A 20,573-nucleotide genomic window follows, 5' to 3' on the forward strand; every position below is an offset into this window, starting at 1 on the left:
CTCGGGACGCGCACTCGCTGTCACGCCACTTTCGCAAACGCCACCTTCGCCCGCGCCACCGTCTGCGCGACGTCGTCCTCGCTGTGCGCACCCGACACGAAGCCGGCTTCGAAGGCCGACGGCGCGAGGTAGACGCCGGCGTCCAGCATGGCGTGGAAGAAGCGGTTGAAGCGTTCGCGGTCGGACTGCATCACTTCGGCGTAGCTCGTCGGGCAGCCGTCGCGGAAGTAGAGGCCGAACATGCCGCCGACCGACTGGGCGGAGAAGGTGACGCCGGCATCCTTCGCGGCAGCGACCAGGCCGTCGCAGAACTGCTTGGTGCGGGCGGCGAGGCGGTCGTGGAAGCCGGGAGCGTTGATCAGTTCCAGCGTCTTCAGGCCGGCGGCGACGGCGACCGGGTTGCCGGACAGCGTGCCGGCCTGATAGACGGCGCCCAGCGGCGCGATGGCGGACATGATGTCGCGCCGGCCGCCGAAGGCGCCGACCGGCATGCCGCCACCGATCACCTTGCCCAGCGTGGTCAGGTCAGGCGTGATGCCGAACAGCCCCTGGGCGCCGACCGGGCCGACGCGGAAGCCGGTCATCACCTCGTCGAAGATGAGTACCGAACCGTATTTCGTGCACAGCGCGCGCATCGCGTCGATGAATTCGCGGCTCGGCACGATGAGGTTCATGTTGCCGACCACCGGCTCGACGATGACGCAGGCGATGCGGTCGCCGTGGTCGCGGAAGCAGTCTTCGAGCTGCTGCACGTCGTTGTAGTCGAGCACCAGCGTGTGCTTGGCGAAGTCGTCCGGCACGCCGCCGGAACTCGGGTTGCCGAAGGTGAGCGCGCCGGAGCCGGCTTTCACCAGCAGACTGTCGGCGTGGCCGTGGTAGCAGCCTTCGAACTTGACGATGGCGTCGCGGCCGGTGAAGCCGCGCGCCAGCCGGATGGCGCTCATCGTCGCTTCGGTGCCGGAACTGACCAGACGCACCTGCTCGATCGACGGCACGCGCGCGCACAGCGTTTCCGCCATCACGATTTCCGCTTCCGTCGGCGCGCCGAACGAGAGGCCGCCGACCGCCGCCTCCTGCACCACGCGGATCACCTCCGGGTGCGCGTGGCCGACGATGGCCGGGCCCCAGGAGCCGACGTAGTCGATGTATTCGGCGCCATCGGCGTCCCACAGACGGCTGCCTTGGCCGCGGGTGAAGAAGCGCGGCGTGCCGCCGACCGAGCGGAAGGCGCGCACCGGCGAATTGACGCCGCCCGGAATGCTGCGCTGGGCGCGTTCGAAAAGTTGTTCGTTGCGGGTGCTCATGGGGAATTCCTTCAGAAAAGCTTCGCGTAGGCGCGGGCGCGCGCCGCGATGTCGGGCGCGTCGAACAGGTCGGACACCACGGCCAGCAGATCGGCACCGGCGGCGATCAGTTCCGGCGCACGCGCCAGCGTGATGCCACCGATGGCGCAGCGCGGCAGTCCGAGGTCGGCCACTTCGGCAAAGCGGGCGATGGAGGCCGGCGGTGCAGCCGGCTTGGTGCTTGAGGCATACATCGAGCCGAAGGCGACGTAATCGGCGCCGTCACCCGCAGCGGCGCGGGCCAGCGCCGGGTCGTCATAGCAGGACACACCGATCAGCGCGTCGCTGCCGAGCGCCTTGCGCGCCTGCGCCGGTCCGCCGTCGTCGCGACCGACGTGCACGCCGTCGGCGCCGCAGGCCTTCGCCAGTTCGATGTCGTCGTTGATGACGAACAGCGCGCCGCAAACGGTGGTGATGGCGCGCAGCGCGTCGGCGTCGGCACGCCGGCGTGCGGCGTCAGCCGACTTGTTGCGGTACTGCAGCACGACCGCGCCGTTGCCGCAGGCGGCCTCGGCGGCGCGGTACAGCGCGGCGCCACTCAGCGCTTCCGGCGTCACCGCGTACAGGCCGCGCAGCGGCTTACGCGTCATCGTCGGACTCCCGGTCGGCGGTCGCCGCATTGTGTTCGCGCAGGAAGAAGAAACGGTCCGGCAGGTACTGACCCATGCCCGGTCGGAAACCGGCCTGCAGCGTGCGCCATGTGTACTCCTGCGCAGCGTGCGCCGCTTCGCCAACGTCGAGGCCGTGCGCCAGCCAGGCGGCCAGCGCCGACGCCAGCGTGCAGCCGGAGCCGTGGTAGCTGCCGGGCAGGCGATCCCACTCGTCGCGGCGGACGACACCGCTGCGCCCGTACAGCACGTTGGCGACGCGGGTGGTCGATTCATGCGTGCCGGTCAGCAGCACGTGACCGCAGCCGGCGGCGATGAGCTGACGCGCGCACTGCTCCAGCGTCGGCGCTGCGGCGCCTGCGTCGTCGTCCTGCTCGTCCTCGTCGTCGCTTTCGTCGTCCTCGTCGGCGAAATCGTCACCGTCGTCGTCCTCGTCGTCGGTCTGCGCCAGACGCCGGGCTTCGAGGCTGTTGGGCGTGAGCACGGTGGTCAGCGGCAGCAGCAGTTCCTGCAGCGCGATCACCATGTCCTCGTCGGCCAGTTCGTCGCCGCGGCCGGACGACAGCACCGGATCGAGCACGACCGGCACGTCGGGGTAGTCGGAAATGATTTCGGCGATGGCCGCGATGTTCTCGATGCTGCCCATCACGCCGATCTTGAACGCCGCGACCGGCATGTCGGCGAGCAGCACGCGCGCCTGGTCGACCAGCAGGTCGTCGTCCATCGGCACGACCTCTTCGACGCCTGCACTGTCCTGCACCGTGACGGCCGTCACGACCGTCAGCGGATGACAGCCAAGGGCCGACAGCGTCATCAGATCGGCCTGCATGCCGGCCCCGCCAGTGGGGTCGGTCGCCGAAAAACACATGACAAGCGGAGGATGCGCCCGCACATCAGAATTGACCATAAAGCGCGCGCCCGGATTGTCGTTACAGATGGTTAATTACGGTAATATCGACCGGATTCTAACAAACCAACCTGCCATGAGTTCCACTGTCACGGCCGAATTCCAGACTTACATGTGTCTCATCTGCGGCTTCATCTACGACGAAGCCGCCGGTCTGCCGGAAGAGGGTATCCCCCCCGGCACCCGCTGGGCGGACGTTCCGCCCAACTGGACCTGTCCCGAGTGCAGCGCACGCAAGGACGATTTCGAGATGGTCCAGATCTGAAACACGCATCGGTCGCGGACCTGTCGGGCCGGTGCATCCGCCTCATGAAGACCAACCGGATGCCGTCGCCGCGCAGTCCAGCGGCAGAACGGCGTGCGGACAACAGGGGAGAACATCTTGGCTGAATCGGGTGGCAATACCGGCGTCAAGGTGATGGTGATCGACGACAGCAACACCATACGCCGCAGTGCCGAAATCTTCCTGGTCCAGGCCGGGTATCAGGTGGTCCTTGCCGAGGATGGCTTCGACGCCCTGTCGAAAATCAGCGACCACCACCCCCAGGTCATCTTCTGCGACATCATGATGCCGCGCCTCGACGGTTACCAGACCTGCGCGCTCATCAAGAAGAACCCCCGTTTTGCCGCTACTCCCGTCGTGATGCTTTCGTCACGCGACGGCCTGTTTGACCGCGCACGCGGTCGGATGGTCGGCTCGGACGAATATCTCACCAAGCCCTTCACGAAGGACAGCCTGCTGCAGGCGGTGTCGCGTCACGCGCGCAACGGCGCTGACTGAGACGCCTTACACCGTATCCACCGAACGCGGAGCCGACGATGGCGATCAAGCGCATCATGGTGGTGGACGATTCGCCCACCGAACGCCATGTTCTGAACGACTTCCTGACCCGCAAGGGCTTCGAGGTCATCATCGCCGAAAACGGCGAACAGGCCATCGAGAAGGCCAAGGCCGAGAAGCCCGACCTCATCCTGATGGACGTGGTAATGCCGGGCATCAACGGCTACCAGGCCACGCGCACGATCACCCGCGACGACAGCACGCGCGACATCCCGGTGATCATGTGCACCAGCAAGGATCTGCCGACCGACCGCATCTGGGGCATGCGCCAGGGTGCGCTCGACTACATGGTCAAGCCGGTCAATCTGGAAGAACTGCTTGGCCGCATCACCCAGCTCGGCGCGGCGAACAACGATGGCTAAGCTCTCGCTGCGCGAGTTTCAGGAAGAACTGGCCCGCAAGCTGTCGGACACCTCCGGCGCCACCGGCACGCGCGCGCTACTCGGCCTGCAGGCCGGCGCCGAGCTGTGGCTGATCGATCTGGCCGAGTCCGGCGAAATCCTGCCGGTGCCGGCGCTCACACCGGTGCCGCTGGCCACCGGCTGGCTGCGCGGCGTCGCCAACGTGCGCGGCGTGCTGTACGCGGTCAGCGACTTTTCCGCCTTTCAGGGCAATGCACCGACCGCGCTGACCGGCGACGCCCGGCTGCTGCTGCCGCATGCCAAGTTCGGCTGCAACAGTGCGCTGCTGGTGTCGCGGGTGCTCGGCCTGCGCGCACTCGACGATTTCGAACCGGCCGACGCGGCACCGGATCCACGGCCCTGGATATCGACGCAGTTTTCCGACACGCAGGGCCGGCTATGGCGCCGCTTCGATCCGCGCAAGCTCTATACCGACGCGCGTTTTCTCGACGTCGCCGCCTGATTGCAGCAGAGGCTGACAGCACACCGTCTTCCAAGAACCGAACAGCCCTCCAGGAATAGCTCCGATGGCACTGAACATCCCAGGACTGAAATCCGCCCGTCCCGCCGACGGCAGCAGCGCCCCCACCGCGCCACGCGGCACCCTCGGCTTCCTGCGCGGACGCCTGCCACTGATCGGTCACCTGCCGCTCGAACAGCAGGTGCGCGTGCTCGGTACGCTGTTCCTGTTCTTCATCGTGATCGCCGCCTTCCTGGTCTGGCAGGACTTGCGCATTACCCGCTACAACGCGAGCTATGTGTCGGCCGCCGGCCAGATGCGCACGCTGAGCCAGAGCATGGCCAAGTCAGCGCATCAGGCGCTGGCCGGCGAATCGGCCGCCTTCGCCGAGCTGGCTGCCTCGCGCGACGCCTTCTTCCGGCTGCTCGACCGCGTCACCCAGGGCGGCGAGATCGACGGCGTTGACGTGCCGGCCAGTTCCGGTGCGGTGCAGGGTTCGCTGCAGCAGCTCGACGCGGCATGGTCCGGCTTCGATCAGAACGTATCGGCCGTGCTGGCGCAGGAAAAGGCGCTGCGTGCGCTCGGCGACGCCGCCCGCGCGCTCGACCAGCAGGCGCCGGCGCTGGCCGCCGCCGCGGCGCAGACGGCGGTCGTGCGGGCCGGCAAGGACGGCAACCTGTTTCACGGCTTCGCCACCGTGCTCAGTCAGGTTCAGGCCGGCGCGCACGCGACCGCGGCCGACGCGCCGGCGACACTCGCCCGCAGCGTGCCGGCACTGCGCGACGCCGCCCAGCAGATCGAGACAGTGGCCGAAGGCGCGGCGCGCGACACCTTCAGCAGCGCGCGCGCCGTCATCGACGGCCCGCTTGGCGTGCTGGCCGGTGAGCTCGACAAACCCGAAGCGCTGGCCGGCGCACGCAAGGCCGGAGCCGCCGTGATCGCCGAGGCGGCGACGCTGTCGAAACTGACCGACGAACTGGGCGCCGGCTATGTCGCCGAGCGCGAGGGGCGGCTGGCCCTGGCCGGTGCCGGCGCGCTGTGCGTGCTGCTGGCCCTGATCAGCGTGTTCCTGATGGTGCGCGCCTACAACGAGGACCAGAACGAACAGCGGCTGCAGGCCGAAGGTTCGCGCGAGGAAGCGAAACGCGAGAAGGACATGACGCAGCAGGCCATCCTGCGGCTGATGAACGAGATGGGCGACCTCGCCGACGGCGACCTGACCGTGCGCGCCACGGTGTCGGAAGACATCACCGGCGCCATCGCCGACTCGGTCAATTACACGATCGAGGAACTGTCGGTGCTGGTGAAGCGGATCAATGACGCTGCCGGCCGCGTGACCGAGGCATCGGAAACCGCGCAGCGCATCTCGACCCAGTTGCTGACGGCGGCGGAAAAGCAGTCGCGTGAGGTGACCGAATCCGGCCAGTCGGTGCTGGCGATGGCGCAGTCGATGAATATGGTGTCGCAGGAAGCGACCCGCTCGGCGCAGGTCGCACGGCAGTCGCTGGCCGCCGCGCAGAACGGCTCGACCGCGGTGTCGAACTCGATCCGCGGCATGAACGACATCCGCGAGCAGATCCAGGAAACGTCAAAGCGCATCAAGCGGCTGGGCGAGTCGTCGCAGGAGATCGGCGAGATCGTCGAGCTCATTTCCGACATTACCGAACAGACCAACGTGCTGGCGCTGAACGCCGCCATCCAGGCGGCGAGCGCCGGCGAGGCCGGCCGCGGCTTCACGGTGGTGGCGGAAGAAGTGCAGCGGCTGGCCGAACGTTCGGCCGAAGCGACCAAGCAGATCGCCGCCATCGTCCGCACCATCCAGACCGACACCCAGGACGCAGTGGCGGCAATGGAAAATTCCACCCGCGGCGTGGTCGAGGGGGCCCGCCTGTCCGACGCCGCCGGTCAGGCACTGGGCGAGATTTCGACCGTGTCGTCGGAACTGGCGCAGCTGATCGAACGCATTTCGTCGTCCGCCCAGGTACAGGCGGAACAGGCCACACGGGTGGCGCAGGGCATGCAGGGCATCCTGCGCATCACGGAGCAGACCACGGTCGGCACCAAGCAGACCGCGGTGTCCATCGGCCAGCTGGCGGACCTCGCCGCTGAACTCAAGGGCTCGGTCGCGGGCTTCAAGGTATGAGCACCTCCACCAGCGAACAGGATCTGGGCCCTCTGATCTGGGTCCGCGGCGAGATCGATCTTGCCCTCGTGCGCGCCGCAGAAGCGCTCGGCGACGGTCAGCACGGCAGCGGCGCCGAAGCACTGAAATTCGCCCAGACCCACCTGCACCAGGCGCGGGGCGCCCTGGCCATCGTCGGCCTCGATGGCCTGACCCATTTCTGCGACGCGCTCGAACAGACGCTGGCCGACTGGCACGGCGGCCGGCTGGCGGACACCGGCACCGCCGGTGCCGTCGCGCAGCGCGCGATCGCCGCGATCCGCACCCACCTGGACGAACTGGTGGCTGGCGGCAGCGACCAGCCGATGCGGCTGATGTCGCTCTACCGCGACCTGATGGCGCTGCGCGGCGAAGCCGTGGTGGCGCCGTCGGAACTGTTTTTCCCCGATCTGACACTGCGCCCGCCGCCTGCCCCGTCGGCCGCCGCCGCACTGTCGCCGCTGGACCGCGCACGCGCGCTGCGCAGCGCCCGCAGCCAGTTCGAACGCGGCCTGCTGCGCTTCCTGCGCGATGATCGCGACGGCCTGCTGCAGATGCGCCAGGCCGTCGGCGCGATCGAACAGACGCAGACCGCACCGGCCACGCGCGCCTTCTGGTGGGTGGCCGGCGCACTGTTCGACGGCATGGCGCAGGGCGCCATCCAGAGCGATTTCTTCATCAAGCGCCTGTGCGCGCGCATCGACGTGCAGATGCGCCGCCTGCTCGAAGGCTCGCGCGGCGTGGCCGAGCGGCTGATGCGCGACTCGCTGTACTTCATCGCCACCGCCGAACACCCAACACCGGCGCTGCGCGCGGTGCGCGACACCTACCGGCTGGACACGCTGCTGGCCACCGACGCCGACACGCGCGACGACATCGCCGCGCTGCGTCCGGCGCTGGCCGCACTGCGCGAGTCGCTCGGTCAGGCCAAAGAGGCATGGACGCGCTTCTCGTCCGGCGCCGCCGTGGCACTGCCGCAGTTCCACGAACAGTGCGAATCCATGGTGGCGTCGGCGGCGCGCGTCGGTCAGCCCGACCTCGCCCGGCTCGCCGCCGCACTGCTCGACCTCGGCCAGTGGCTGCGCCGCGATCCGCTGCAGCACCAGGAAAACCTGGCGATGGAAGTCGCCACCGCACTGCTGGTGATGGACGCACTGGTCGAGCAGTTCAGCCGCGCCCAGAGCGACGACCTGCCGGCCCAGGTCGATACGCTGATCGACCGCCTGGCGCGCGCCCGTCGCGGCGAAACGCTGCCGGCGATGCAGATTCCGCTGTTCGACGAAATGTCGCGCCGCGCCCAGGAGCGGCTGTTCATGGGTCAGGTCGCGCGCGAGATCCTGGCCAGCCTGACCGAAGTCGAACAGCAGCTCGACGCCTATTTCCGTAATCCGGCCAAGGCAGCCGAACTGGCCGCACTGGCCGCGCCGCTGAAGCAGGTCGAAGGCGCGCTGAACATGCTGGGGCAGGACGACGCGGTGTCGCTGGTGCGGCGCTGCGCGCAGCAGATCGCCCGCATGGCGCAACCTGACCACGTCGCCGCCGAAGGCGAATTCGAGGCGCTGGCGCACCAGCTGTCCGGCCTCGGCTTCTTTGTGGACAAGCTGCAGTACGGCCCGGCCGATCTCGACGCCATCCTGAACCCGCGCGGCAGCGCACCGGCGACCGGCGACGTGCCGACCGAGGCGGACGAAGCCAGCGTTGAGTCGGAACTGGCTGCACGCCGCAGCGAGGCGACCCAGCTGCTCGACCGGCTGGCGCACGGCGACGCCGACGAACACACCCGCGACGAATTGCGGCAGTCGCTCGAAACCATCCGCCAGGACGCCAAGTTGCTGGCCGACGAAAAGCTGGAAAAGAGGGTGACCGAAACGCTGGCGGCGCTGAAGGCCGGTGACGCTGCAGTGGCCGACGCGGTGCAGGCGCTGGCCGAAGCCCCGGTCGAATCGCTGGCGCCGTCGGCCGACACGGTGCGTCTGGCCGAAGCCAGTCAGGAGGAATTCGATGCCGAACTGCTCGAAATCTTCATCGAGGAGGCACGCGAAGTCCTCGACAGCATCGCCTCCGGCACCGCCGCCGCACGTCAGGCGCCGCACAACCAGGAACTGCTGACCGCGCTGCGCCGCGGCTTCCACACGCTGAAGGGCAGCGGCCGCATGGTCGGCCTGCGCGACCTCGGCGAAAGCGCCTACGCGATCGAGCAGGTGATGAACCGCTGGCTGTCCAGCGAGCGCGACGGCACGCCCGAACTGTTCGACCTGCTCGACCGCGCGCGCGACCTGTTTGCCGGCTGGGTCGAACAGCTGGCCGACGGCAACACCGCCACGCCCGAGCACGGCTGGCTGCCGCCCGCCTGCGCGGCGCTGTTCGGTGGCGAGCCAGACGACAGCGAAGCCGCCCCGGCCACGCCGGTCGCCATCGAGGCGGCGGCCGCACCGGACGACAACGCGCTCGACATCGAGCTCGACATGGACCTCGATTTCAACCTCGACGCGGACGACACGCCGGCAGGCGTCATCGAACTGGACGACGCGCCGCAGGTGGTCGAGGCGACGGCCCCCGACTTCGATCTCGATCTGGACCTCGGCCCGCCCGTCGCCGGCGAAGCCGAGGCCGTCATCGACAGCCCGGAAGCGATCGACATCACGGCCGACATCGACGCCGAAGACCTCGCACTGGACGCCGGCACCGACCGCACGCTGTTCGACCTGTTCGTTGCCGAGGCGCGCGGCCATCTGGCCACGCTGCGGCGCGAACTTGCCCGCCTGCACCTGAACCCGTCGCTGCTTCCGACGCAGGACAGCCTGATCGCCGCGCACACGCTGAGCGGCATTTCGCTGACCGTCGGCCAGCCCGATATCAGCGCGCTGGCAAAGGCGCTCGAGCACGCACTGAGCCGCTGCGAAGCGCACGGCGAGCCGCCGGCCGACCACGAATCGGCGCTGCTGAACACGGCCGCCAGCACGCTTGAAAGCCAGGTCGGCGCGATCGCCGACGGTGGTCAGGCGCACGCTGCGCCGGCCCTGGTCGAACAGCTCGACGCGCTGTTCTTCCACACCCGCCCGGCCGTCGAGTTGCCGGTGCTGGAGATGCCGGCCGGCAGTCACGACATCCCGTCCGCACCGGATCTGGACGTCGGCGCCGCCGACATCGACGAAATCACCCTGGCCGAAAGCGGCGCCCGTTCGGTACTGAGCGACCGCGACGGCTTCCGCTGCGGCCTCGACGCGGACGGCAACACCCAGCCCGAGCCTGAACCGGCAGTCGAAGCGATCGACGCCGACACGGCGGCGGAAGTCGACGCCGAATTGCCCGCGGCGGACGTCCCGCTGCTCGAAGAGCCGACGCTCGACCTGTCGCCCGACGAAGCGGCAGCGGACGTGACGGCCACCGACGACGACATCGCGCTCGACCAAGCGCTGGCGGACGAAGACATGCGCTTCGAGAAGGTGGCGCTGCCGGACGAGTACGTGCTGCCGCAGACCAGCGACCTGCCGACCGCGGCCGACAGCCTGCGCAGCGCGGCGCCGCGAAGCGCCGCCGAAACCGCGGACGCACCGCGCGTCGCCGACGACATCGACCCGCAGTTGCTGCCCATCTTCATTGAGGAAGCGCACGACCTGCTGCGCGACATCGGCCACGAACTGCGCGCATGGCGTGAACAGCCGGAGCAGCTGTCCGCTTCCGACATGCTGCGCCGCCAGTTGCACACGCTGAAGGGCAGCGCGCGCATGGCGGGCGTCATGCGCTTCGGCGACCTGGTGCACAGCATGGAGGGCGTGATCGAAGCGCCCTGCAGTGCGGACGAGCGCCCCGCCGTGCTCGACGAACTTGAAATGGCCTACGACCGCTGCGAGGAACTGGTCGCCCGGCTGGAACGCGGGGAAACCGGCGAGCCGCACGAAGTCGCAAGCACGGACGCCGACGGCACCCAGGCGGTGCCCGCGGCTGGCGACGACGAGGCCGGCACCGTGCGCGAGCGGCCCACCGTGCGCGTGCGCTCCGACATGGTCAACCGCTTCGTGAACGAGGCCGGCGAAATGAGCATCGCGCGCACCCGCATCGAGGGTGAACTGCGCGCGCTGCGCGGCTCGCTGAACGACCTGACCGAGAACGTGCAGCGCCTGCGCGGCCAGTTGCGCGAAATCGAAATCCACGCCGAAAGCCAGATGCAGTCGCGCATGGCGGCGGCCGAAGCCCATCACGAACAGTTCGACCCGCTGGAGATGGACCGCTTCACGCGACTGCAGGAACTGTCGCGGCTGATGACCGAAAGCCTGTCCGACGTCACCACCGTGCAGTACAACCTGGTGCGCAACCTCGACGCCGCCGACACCGCCATACAGTCGCAGGCGCGGCTCAACCGCGAACTGTCGCAAGCACTGATGTCGGTGCGCATGGTGCCGTTCTCGACGCTGGAGGACCGGCTCTACCGGGTCGCCCGGCAATCGGCCAAGGAGCTGGGCAAGAAGGTGAACCTCGAACTGCGCAACACGCAGATCGAGCTGGACCGCGAAGTGCTGGAACAGATGACCGGCCCGATCGAGCACCTGCTGCGCAACGCGGTGGCACACGGCATCGAGTCGCGCGAGGCGCGCGCCGCCTCCGGCAAGTCGGAAACCGGCGAGATCGTGATCACGCTGACGCAGCAGACCAACGAAGTGGTGATCGAACTGGCCGACGACGGTGCCGGCCTCGCCTTCGACCGCATCCGCGCACGCGGCGTCGAGCGCGGCCTGATCGCGCCGGACGAGGTGGTCGACGAACGTCGCCTGACCGGGCTGATCTTCGAACCGGGCTTCTCGACGGCGGCGGCGGTGTCCGAACTGGCCGGCCGCGGCGTCGGCATGGATGTGGTGAAGAACGCGACGACCGCGCTCGGCGGCCGCATCGAAACCACCAGCGAATCGGGCCAGGGCACGCGCTTCCGGCTGTCGCTGCCGATGACGCTGGCGGTGACCCAGTCGGTGCTGGTGAGCAGCGCCGGCAAGACCTACGCGATTCCGTCGTCGATGGTGCAGCACGCACGCGAACTGAAGGGCGACGCCGGCGAGGCGCTGCGCGAGGCGGGCGGACAGGAGTGGCTGGGCACGCATTACCGCTACCAGTACCTGCCGCGCCTGCTCGGCGACGGTCACAGCCAGCCAGTGCCCGGCAGCTGGGCGCTGCTGATCAACAGCGGCCACGAATTCATGGCGCTGGAGGTCAACGCGCTGCGCGGCAACCAGGAAGTGGTGGTGAAGCCGGTCGGCCCGCAGCTGTCGAAGCTGGTCGGCATTTCCGGTGCCACCGTGCTGCCCGACGGCGAGGTGACGCTGATCATCAACCCGGTGGCGATCGCCGCGCGCAACCGCAGCGAACTGCTGCGCGCGGCCTCGGCCGACGAGCCGGTGCGCACGATGGCACCGGTGGCGCAGGCGGTCGAAGCGCCGCTGATCATGGTGGTCGATGACTCGCTGACCGTGCGCAAGGTGACCAGCCGTCTGCTGGAACGCGAGGGCTATCGCGTCGTGACAGCGAAGGACGGCGTGGATGCGCTGGAAAAACTGATCGACACCGAGCCCGCGGTGATGCTGGTTAACATCGAAATGCCGCGCATGGACGGCTTCGACCTGACGCGCAACGTGCGTGCCGACACCCGCACGAAGGCCATCCCCATCATCATGATCACCTCGCGCACGGCGGAAAAGCACAAGGCCTACGCGCGTGAGATCGGCGTGAACCACTACCTCGGCAAGCCCTACAACGAGGCCGAACTGCTGGAACTGATCACCGGCTACGCCCCGCCGCCAGAGACCCTCTGATCACGCGCGATCCCCGGGGGAGCGGCACCTGTCGGAGCGGCCTTGGCCGCGACGCGGCTGTCGCTGGCCGCCGGCTGCGGTCCAGGCCGCAATCGCGAGCAGACTCGCTCCCACGGTCTCTGCTCCAGGCCTGAGCGAAGCGGCCACTGAGGGAGGCAGCGATTGCTGCCGACAGAGCCCGAAACCGGCGCCCCGCCCTGCCCGCCGCCGTAGTCGGGGTCAGAAGACCCCTCCCACGGAACCTTCGCCCGGGCTCAGGCCGTGGGTCGGGCGCTCCACCCCTGTGGGAGCGGTCTTCTGACCGCGACGCGGCTGTCGCAGTCCGCCGGCTTCGATCTAGGTCGCTGTCGGAGTCAGAAAACCCCTCGCACAAACCCGCCTCCGGCGACCGCCCGGGCCCGTGGCCTGCACGCGCGGCGTCGGCTTCAGGACCGGTCAGGCGCGCGGTAGCGCGATCACTTCTTCATCGTGTCCAGGCGCAGCTTGGCGAAACGGCCCGGCGCGTCCTCGATCGGCTTCAGCTTGCCCTTAGCCGGATCGCGTGCCGGCACGGTGTCCGCGTCCTGCGCGGTCACCCACTGCTGCCAGTCGGTCCACCACGAGCCCGGGTTCTGCGTGCAGCCGTTGAACCACTCGTCGGCGTCGCCCGGCAGCTTGACGCCAGGATTGGTCCAGTAGCCGTACTTGTTGGCCGCCGGCGGATTGACGATGCCGGCGATGTGGCCGGAGCCGCCGAGCACGAAGCGCACCGGGCCCGACACCAGCTGGGCGCCCAGATAGGTGCTCTTCCACGGCGCGATGTGATCCTCGATGGCCGACACGAAATACACCGGCACCTTGATCTTGCGGATGTCGATCGGCTCGCCCAGCACGGTGATGCCGCCCGGCTCGCGCAGCTTGTTCTGGATGTACATCTGGCGCAGATAGAAGCTGTGCATGCAGGCCGGCATGCGGGTCGAGTCCGAGTTCCAGTACAGCAGATCGAACGGGAAGGGCTCGCGACCCATCAGGTAGTTGTTGACGACGAAGGACCAGATCAGGTCATTCGAACGCAGCATGTTGAAGGTGCCGGCCATTTCCGACCCTTCGAGGTAGCCACGTTCGAACATCTTCTTTTCCAGGCCCTCGACCGCCTTCTCGTCGATGAACACGCCCAGCTCGCCCGGCTCGGAAAAGTCGATCAGCGTGGTGAAGAAGGTGGCGCTGGCGATGCGCTTCTGTTTCTTGCCGGCGAGGTAGGCCAGCGTGGTCGCCAGCAGCGTGCCGCCCAGACAGTAGCCGGCGGCGTTCACCTCGGTTTCGCCGGTGTGCTTCTCGATCATGTCGAGCGCGGCCAGCGGGCCCTGATGCACGTAGTCCTCGAAGGTGAGCTGGGCCAGCTTCTCGTCCGGGTTCACCCAGGATATGACGAACACGGTGTGGCCCTGGTCGGTGGCCCACTTGATGTAGCTGTTCGATTCGCGCAGATCGAGGATGTAGTACTTGTTGATCCACGGCGGCACGATGAGCAGCGGGCGCTTGAACTGCTTGTCGGTCGTCGGATTGAACTGCAGCAGCTGCATCAGCGCGTTCTCGGCCACCACCTTGCCCGGCGTCGTGGCGACGTTGCGGCCCAGTTCGAAGGCCGAGGTGTCGGTCATGCGCACGCGCAGCTGGCCGTCGCCGTCCTCGATGTCGCGCAGCAGGTTGTTGAAGCCGCGCAGCAGGTTCTGGCCGTGGCTGCGCACGGTTTCGCGCAGCACTTCGGGGTTGGTCAGCGCGAAGTTGCTCGGGCTGAAGGCATTGATGGTCTGGCGGGTGAAGAAGTTGACCTTCTGCAGCGTGTGGTCGTCCATGCCCTCGACGTTGCTGACGACGTCGTGGATGTGACGGGCGGCGATCAGGTAGCTCTGCTTGAAGAAGTCGAACAGGAAGTGGCTCTCCCATTCCTCGCCGCGGAAGCGGTTGTCGCCCTTGACCGGAGTGACCACCGGCGCAGCATCCACGCCCATGAACTTCAGCATCGACTGCTGCCACAGCGTGTAGTAATCCCACACCAGGCCCATCTGCGCCTGCGCGAGCTTGTACGGGTTGGACAGCAGACGCGAGGTCATGTCCATGAAGGCCTGGGCGATGCCCAGTTCGTCGGCCGGCGGCGTCACGCCGCGCTTCAGTTGCCGCTGTACGTGTTCGCCGAGCAGCTTGCTCGCGCGCTCGGCCACTTCGGCGTAGGTCTTCGCGACTTCGGCCGGGTCCGGCAGGGTGGCGGGTTCTGCGGGCTTGGCGTCTTTGGCGGCTGGCTTGTTCATGGTCTCCCCCTGGGCTGGTTCAAGGCTGGGTAAAGCGGATCACGCCGTCCTGCCCGGGCAGGCGGCGCAGTTGTCCGGCTTGCCACAGATGGTTCAGGTGAGCGATCACCTCTCCCATGGCAAACCGGGTCTGGAAACTGTCGAGTTCGCGCTTGAAAAGGCGCGGCAGCAATTCGAAGGCGTGTCGCGGCTCGTCGCACAGCGCGGCGATCTGGGCGAGGCGCTTGTCGTGGTGCAGGCGCAACGCATCGACGCGGGCGACCACGCCGCGATACGGGTCGCCGTGCGCCGGCAGCACGACGGTGGCCGCGGCGAGCGAGCGGAAACGTTCGATCGAGTCGAGGTACTGACCGACGGCGTCGGTCTCGGGTTCGAAAGGCAGCGTCGGCGTGTTCGGCGAAATGGTGGGCAGCAGCATGTCGCCGGCGATCAGCACCGGGTCGTGTGCGCGATAGAAGGACAGGTGCTCGGGCGAGTGCCCGTGGCCGACGAGCGCCTCCCAGGCGTCGTCGCCGATGGTGATCACCTCGCCCGGCAGGATGCGGCGCATCGCCACCGGCACCGATCCTACGGTGCGCCGATAGCGCCGGCCCTCGAGCTGCATCGCCTCGGTCTGCGCAAGCGGCAGACCATGCTGACGGAAGAAGTCCGCCATCAGATCGATGCCGGATGCCGGCGTGTCACCGAACCAGGCCTGCGCGGTCAGGTACTCGCCAAGCGACATCCAGATGCGGGCGCCGGTCTGTTCGGCGAGCCAGTCGCCGAGACCGAAGTGATCCGGATGGCAGTGGGTGATCAGGATGCGTCGCACCCGGCGGCCGGCCAGATCGCCGGACAGCGCCTGCAGCCAGTTGGCACGCGTCGCGTCGTCGGGGAAGCCGGCATCGACCAGGGTCCAGCACGGGCCGTGCTCGTCGTGGTCCTCGATCGCCCAGACGTTTACGTGACCGGGCGCGAAGGCGACCGGCATGCGCAGCCAGTGCACGCCGCGCACCACCGGCGCGAGCCGGCCGGGTTGCGGCGCGGTTGCGGGATGCGGTTCGAGAACGGGATCGTGGGCGGACACGGCGGTCGGTCTGGGCCAGGATGCTGAAGTCCTTGAATGGTAACCCGAAACGCCGGTCATTGTGCAGTGCAATATCAAGTGCGACGTCAGCCTGTTGGTACACTCGCGCGTCGGCGGTGGAACGCCCGGTGCGTTACCGCATCACAGACCCATAAGCCGATAACGGAGGAGACCCATGCGCGCTGCGATCACCCTGCTGGCCTTGCTGATGACCCTGCCTGTGCGGGCAGAGGACGAGGATCCGACCAAGTTCGTCACCTTCAGCCAGGATTTCGCCGCCAGCTGCGTCTCGCGCAATTCGGTGCAGTTGCTGGTCGGCAACAGCCACCCGAGCCGCACCGTGATGGTGTGGCTGGACCGCTACCACATGGGCGTGGGCACCGGCGACCGCTCCAAGACCGAGATGAAGCCGGGGGCCGAGCCGGTACCGCTGGGCTGTTCGCGCACGCTGGACGGCCCGCAGGAATGGCGCGTCGTGAAGGCCAAGTTCGTCAACTGAGTCGTCAACTGAATCACCGACTGAAGCGGCGATCCACCCTGCCCGTACGCGCGCCGCGCGTGCATACTTCGCTCTCCCGATTTACGACTTCCGGTTGCACACATGCGTGTCTGTGTCTTCTGCGGTTCACGCAGCGGTGATTCCCCGATCTACGCAGAAACGGCGCACATCCTCGGCACGCTGCTCGCCGTGCGTGGCCATGGTCTGGTCTATGGCGGCGGCAACATCGGCCTGATGGGTCTGATCGCCGACGCCGCGCTCGACGCCGGCGGCGAGGTGATCGGCGTCATCCCGCAGCATCTGCTCGAACGCGAGGTGGCGCACGCCAACCTGACGCAACTGCACGTGGTCGACAGCATGCATACGCGCAAGGCGTTGATGGCCGACCTGTCCGATCTGTTCATCGCCGCCCCCGGCGGCTTTGGCACTCTGGACGAACTGTGCGAAATTCTCACCTGGGCGCAACTGGGGCTGCACCATAAACTCTGTGGACTGCTCAACGTGGCCGGCTATTTCGATCCGCTGCTCGCCATGTTCGACCAGGCGACCCGCGAGGGTTTTCTCAGCGCGCCGCACCGGCAGCTGATCATTTCAGACGAAGATCCGATCCGCCTGCTTGACCGGCTGGCGGCCGGCGTGACGACCGGGAGTGAAACCGCATGAAGTCTGACTGGAACCGCCCGCTGCTGACCTGCATTGCCGCGCTGCTTCCGTGCACCGTCCATGCCGCAGAGCCGACCGCCTGGCTGCGGCCGGTCAACCTGATCGAGGCGGTACCGTTGCTCAATGAGGGCGGACGCGCCGGCTACGGCCGCTTCCTGCAGGTCACGCTGCGCCCGCGTGCGTTCGCGCTGAACATGAACGGCGACTGGGCGTGGAACGCCGGTGACGACGCGACCAGCGAAGCGATCGCCGCCTGCGAGGCACAGGGTCTGCCCTGCCAGCTGTACGCGGTCAACGACGAAGTGGTCATGCCGGGCTTCGAACTGGGTGCGCCGCTGCGCGCGCTCGGCAGCCATCTGGTGCAGGGGGCGGCGCCTTGATGCGGGACCCGAATGCGCTGGTGCTGACCGAAATCGTCAACGGCATCGGCATCGTCACGCTTAACCGGCCGGACCACCACAACCTGCTCGATGCGTCGCTCGCCGAATCGCTGATCGCGGCTATCGACGACATGGTCGCGCACGCCGATGTGCGCCTGCTGGTGCTGTCGGCACTGGGTGACAGCTTCAGCATCGGCGCCGACCCGATGGAACTGGAACGCAGCGGTCTGATGGCCGTCGAGCCGACATTGGCGGCGCGGCTGATGCGCACGCTCAGCGAGTGCATACGGCCGGTGGTGGCCCGCGTGCAGGGCCCGGCGATCGGCCTCGGAGCGGGTCTGATCGCCGCCTGCGACGTCGCCATCGCCAGTTTCGACGCCCACTTCGCCTTCGACGAGGTGCGCACCGGCCAGGTGCCGGCGGTGATCGCCCCCTACGTGATGGCGGCCATCGGCCCGGCACGGGCACGCCGCTACTTCCTGACCGGCGAGCGCTTTTCCGCGTCCGAGGCCTACCGTATCGGCCTGCTGTCGGAAATCGTCGCCTCGGCCGAGCACCTGGACGACGCCGTCGGCGAGGTGGTCAACGCGCTGCTGCTCGGCGGCCCCCGTGCGCAGCAGCAGATCAAGCTGCTGGTGCGCGCACTCGGCCGACCGCGCGCCGACGAGAAGACGCTCGATCACGCCGTCGAGATGGAAAACCGCATCGATACCGGCGCCGAGGCGCAGGAGGGGCTGGACGCGCTGTTCGCACGCCGCCGTCCCGGCTGGGTGCCGGCCGGACCCGCGTGATGGGCGTACTGCCCGCCCGCGTGCGCATCGTCGAGGTCGGACCGCGCGACGGTCTGCAGAACGAACACGTCGCGCTGTCCATCGACGACCGACTGACGCTGATCGCCAGGCTGGTCAACGCCGGCCTGGTCAATATCGAAGCCGGCGCCTTCGTGTCGCCCAAGCGCGTGCCGAACATGGCGGGCAGCGGCGAACTGATGAAACGTCTGCCGCGCAGCAATCGCGTGAGCTACCCCTGCCTGGTGCCGAACGACACCGGACTGGACGCCGCGCTCGACGCCGGCTGCCGCGACATCGCCATCTTCGCCGCGGTGTCGGAAACGTTTTCGCAGCGCAATACCGCCTGCAGCATCGCCGAATCGATGGCGCGCCTGCGTACGGTGGCGCGGCGCGCGCTGGACAGCGATGTGCGGGTGCGCGGCTACCTGTCCTGCGTGATCGGCTGTCCGTACGAAGGGCCGATCGCCGCCGGCATCGTTGCCGACATGGCGCTGCAGTTGATCGACATGGGCTGCTACGAGGTCAGTCTGGGCGACACCACCGGCATCGGCACACCGGAGCAGATCCGGCGGCTGATCGACGCGGTGTCGGCGCGGGTGCCGGTGCACCGGCTGGCCGGTCACTTTCACGACACCTGGGGCATGGGCGTGGCGAATGTGTACGCCGCGCTGCAGTCCGGCGTGGCGGTATTCGACGCATCGGTCGGCGGCTTGGGCGGTTGCCCGTTCGCACCGGGTGCCAGCGGCAACGTGGCAACCGAGGACGTGGTGTATATGCTGGAAGGTGCCGGTGTCGATACCGGCGTGAATCTCGGGAAGCTGGTCGGCGCGGCGCGCTGGGTCAGCGCCCGGCTGGACAGACAGGTGGCGTCGCGCGTTGCGCGCGCCTACAGGACGGAATAGATGGTTGCATCACCTTGCACCGGCGTGTGCACGCTCGACCGACAACTCGGCATCTGTGTCGGCTGCCTTCGCTCGCGGGACGAAATCGCCTGCTGGGGCTCGACCACCGACGCGGTGCGGCTGCAGATACTCGAACGCATCCTCGAACGGGAAGCGCAGGGCCACCGGCGCGTGGCGCCGGCAGCCGAGTGAGCGAGGGAACGGCCTTCAGTTTTCGCGTCGCCGCCGCGGCTCGCTGGGACTGCCGTCAGGTGCCGGCGCGTCGCGCGAACCCGGAGCGCCCTGGGCCGGCTGGGAGCGCGACTGGAGTGCGGCTCGCTCGGCTTCGCGCTCGGCACGGCGACGATTGGCCTGGCTGCGCTGGAGTCTGAGATATCGCATGGTGAACACCTCCGGTCGGATTGCCCTGCTACACGCCACATCCTGAATCGGATGCAGTCGGGCAGCACATGAGGCAGCATTCGGATGCTGCGTGCCGTCGGACCGCACTCATTCAGCGTAGTTTCCACAGACCCAGTGTCAACCATGTTATTTGCATGAACACGCTTTTTCGCAGGTAAGCCACGTGAATGAAACACGACGCGGCGCAATGCGCCTGGTACTGATCAGCGGCATGTCCGGCTCGGGCAAGAGCGTTGCGCTCAACGTGCTGGAGGACGCCGGATTTTTTTGTGTGAACAATTTACCGGCCCCGCTGCTGCCGCAACTGGTCGGCCATCTGCGTGACGCCGGCTACAGCCGCGTCGCGGTGGCGGTCAACGTGCGCTCCGGCAAGAGCATGAGCGCATTGCCGCCGATGATGGGTGTGCTGCGCAACGGCACCGAACTGCAGACGCTGTTTCTGGATGCGCGCGACGACGCGCTGATCGCGCGCTTTTCCGAGACGCGGCGGCGCCACCCGCTGGGCGACGACCAGACTTCGCTGGCCGAGGCGATCCGTCGCGAACGCGATCTGCTCGAACCCATCGTCGCGCTCGGTCACCGCATCGACACCAGCGACCTGCCGTCGGCGGTACTGCGCAAATGGGTGCGCGAACTGGTGCAGATCGACGAGGGCTCCGGGCTGACGCTGATGTTCGAGTCCTTCGGCTTCAAACATGGCATCCCGCTCGACGCCGATCTGGTGTTCGACGTGCGCTGTCTGCCCAATCCCCACTACGACCCGGTTCTGCGTCCGCAGACCGGCTGTGATCAGCCGGTGATCGACTATCTGGAGCGCAGTCCGGACGTGCTGCGCATGCGCGACGACATTGCGCGTTTCGTGCACGACTGGCTGCCCTGCTACATCAAGGACAGCCGCAGCTATCTCACGGTGGCCATCGGCTGCACCGGCGGCCAGCATCGTTCGGTCTACATGACGCAGTGGCTGGCCGAACACTTCCGCAAGGAAGCGCGCGTACTGCTGCGTCACCGTTCGCTCGCTTCGAGCGGCAAATGACGCGCCTGCGGCCCGGTGACTGGC

At 67.9% G+C, this 20,573-nt stretch carries 18 protein-coding genes; 13 read left to right on the forward strand and 5 right to left on the reverse strand.

Going from position 1 to position 20,573, the window contains the following annotated elements; translation table 11 throughout:
* Positions 1 to 20: 20 nt before the first annotated feature.
* The 3 genes from hemL to thiD are packed head-to-tail and all read right to left on the reverse strand — an operon-like array spanning position 21 to position 2,858.
* Entirely contained in the window at positions 21 to 1,304 is a 1,284-nt protein-coding gene (hemL, locus tag ACQ66H_RS20585) for a glutamate-1-semialdehyde 2,1-aminomutase (protein WP_430435565.1), read from the reverse strand.
* A gap of 11 nt (positions 1,305 to 1,315) precedes the next feature.
* Positions 1,316 to 1,933, reverse strand: a complete 618-nt coding sequence (thiE, locus tag ACQ66H_RS20590) for a thiamine phosphate synthase (RefSeq protein WP_430435566.1) — start codon at positions 1,931 to 1,933, stop codon at positions 1,316 to 1,318.
* Positions 1,923 to 2,858: a bifunctional hydroxymethylpyrimidine kinase/phosphomethylpyrimidine kinase gene (thiD, locus tag ACQ66H_RS20595; protein WP_430435567.1), complete on the reverse strand. Its 936-nt coding sequence runs from the start codon at positions 2,856 to 2,858 to the stop codon at positions 1,923 to 1,925. The genes thiE and thiD overlap by 11 nt, the downstream gene beginning before the upstream one ends.
* Before the next feature lie 76 nt (positions 2,859 to 2,934).
* On the opposite strand from thiD, the gene ACQ66H_RS20600 reads away from it, so the two are divergent.
* From ACQ66H_RS20600 to ACQ66H_RS20625, 6 genes are all read left to right on the forward strand, one after another.
* A complete protein-coding gene (locus ACQ66H_RS20600) occupies positions 2,935 to 3,123 on the forward strand; it encodes a rubredoxin (RefSeq protein WP_019916127.1) in 189 nt (62 codons plus the stop codon).
* Positions 3,124 to 3,240: 117 nt separating this feature from the next.
* Entirely contained in the window at positions 3,241 to 3,639 is a 399-nt protein-coding gene (locus ACQ66H_RS20605; RefSeq protein ID WP_020166340.1) for a response regulator, read from the forward strand.
* Positions 3,640 to 3,677: 38 nt separating this feature from the next.
* The gene (locus ACQ66H_RS20610; protein ID WP_019916125.1) at positions 3,678 to 4,061 is read left to right on the forward strand and encodes a response regulator; all 384 of its coding nucleotides are present in this window, start codon (positions 3,678 to 3,680) and stop codon (positions 4,059 to 4,061) included.
* Positions 4,054 to 4,563: a chemotaxis protein CheW gene (locus tag ACQ66H_RS20615; RefSeq protein WP_430435568.1), complete on the forward strand. Its 510-nt coding sequence runs from the start codon at positions 4,054 to 4,056 to the stop codon at positions 4,561 to 4,563. Before ACQ66H_RS20610 ends, ACQ66H_RS20615 begins: the two co-directional genes overlap by 8 nt.
* 64 nt (positions 4,564 to 4,627) lie before the next feature.
* Positions 4,628 to 6,703 (forward strand): methyl-accepting chemotaxis protein, encoded by a 2,076-nt coding sequence (locus ACQ66H_RS20620; protein ID WP_430435569.1) that lies wholly within the window; start codon positions 4,628 to 4,630, stop codon positions 6,701 to 6,703.
* Positions 6,700 to 12,522, forward strand: a complete 5,823-nt coding sequence (locus tag ACQ66H_RS20625; protein ID WP_430435570.1) for an Hpt domain-containing protein — start codon at positions 6,700 to 6,702, stop codon at positions 12,520 to 12,522. Before ACQ66H_RS20620 ends, ACQ66H_RS20625 begins: the two co-directional genes overlap by 4 nt.
* 455 nt (positions 12,523 to 12,977) lie before the next feature.
* Here the strand turns inward: ACQ66H_RS20625 and ACQ66H_RS20630 are convergent, their stop codons facing one another.
* Complete coding sequence (locus ACQ66H_RS20630; protein ID WP_430432272.1) at positions 12,978 to 14,810, reverse strand: PHA/PHB synthase family protein; 1,833 nt, start codon at positions 14,808 to 14,810, stop codon at positions 12,978 to 12,980.
* 19 nt (positions 14,811 to 14,829) lie between these two features.
* Positions 14,830 to 15,876 (reverse strand): MBL fold metallo-hydrolase, encoded by a 1,047-nt coding sequence (locus ACQ66H_RS20635; RefSeq protein ID WP_430432273.1) that lies wholly within the window; start codon positions 15,874 to 15,876, stop codon positions 14,830 to 14,832.
* Between the two features lie 175 nt (positions 15,877 to 16,051).
* On the opposite strand from ACQ66H_RS20635, the gene ACQ66H_RS20640 reads away from it, so the two are divergent.
* From ACQ66H_RS20640 to rapZ, 7 genes are all read left to right on the forward strand, one after another.
* Complete coding sequence (locus tag ACQ66H_RS20640; protein WP_430432274.1) at positions 16,052 to 16,375, forward strand: hypothetical protein; 324 nt, start codon at positions 16,052 to 16,054, stop codon at positions 16,373 to 16,375.
* 102 nt (positions 16,376 to 16,477) lie between these two features.
* Positions 16,478 to 17,038, forward strand: a complete 561-nt coding sequence (locus ACQ66H_RS20645) for a TIGR00730 family Rossman fold protein (RefSeq protein ID WP_430435571.1) — start codon at positions 16,478 to 16,480, stop codon at positions 17,036 to 17,038.
* A complete protein-coding gene (locus ACQ66H_RS20650; RefSeq protein ID WP_430432276.1) occupies positions 17,035 to 17,418 on the forward strand; it encodes a hypothetical protein in 384 nt (127 codons plus the stop codon). Before ACQ66H_RS20645 ends, ACQ66H_RS20650 begins: the two co-directional genes overlap by 4 nt.
* A complete protein-coding gene (locus ACQ66H_RS20655) occupies positions 17,418 to 18,209 on the forward strand; it encodes an enoyl-CoA hydratase-related protein (RefSeq protein WP_430432277.1) in 792 nt (263 codons plus the stop codon). The genes ACQ66H_RS20650 and ACQ66H_RS20655 overlap by 1 nt, the downstream gene beginning before the upstream one ends.
* A complete protein-coding gene (locus ACQ66H_RS20660; protein WP_430432278.1) occupies positions 18,209 to 19,111 on the forward strand; it encodes a hydroxymethylglutaryl-CoA lyase in 903 nt (300 codons plus the stop codon). The genes ACQ66H_RS20655 and ACQ66H_RS20660 overlap by 1 nt, the downstream gene beginning before the upstream one ends.
* A complete protein-coding gene (locus ACQ66H_RS20665; RefSeq protein ID WP_430432279.1) occupies positions 19,112 to 19,303 on the forward strand; it encodes a DUF1289 domain-containing protein in 192 nt (63 codons plus the stop codon).
* A gap of 397 nt (positions 19,304 to 19,700) precedes the next feature.
* Positions 19,701 to 20,549, forward strand: a complete 849-nt coding sequence (gene rapZ / locus ACQ66H_RS20670) for an RNase adapter RapZ (protein WP_430435672.1) — start codon at positions 19,701 to 19,703, stop codon at positions 20,547 to 20,549.
* Positions 20,550 to 20,573 lie beyond the last annotated feature (24 nt).

The sequence above is a fragment of the Methyloversatilis sp. genome (genome assembly GCF_965284615.1).
GTDB lineage: Bacteria > Pseudomonadota > Gammaproteobacteria > Burkholderiales > Rhodocyclaceae > Methyloversatilis.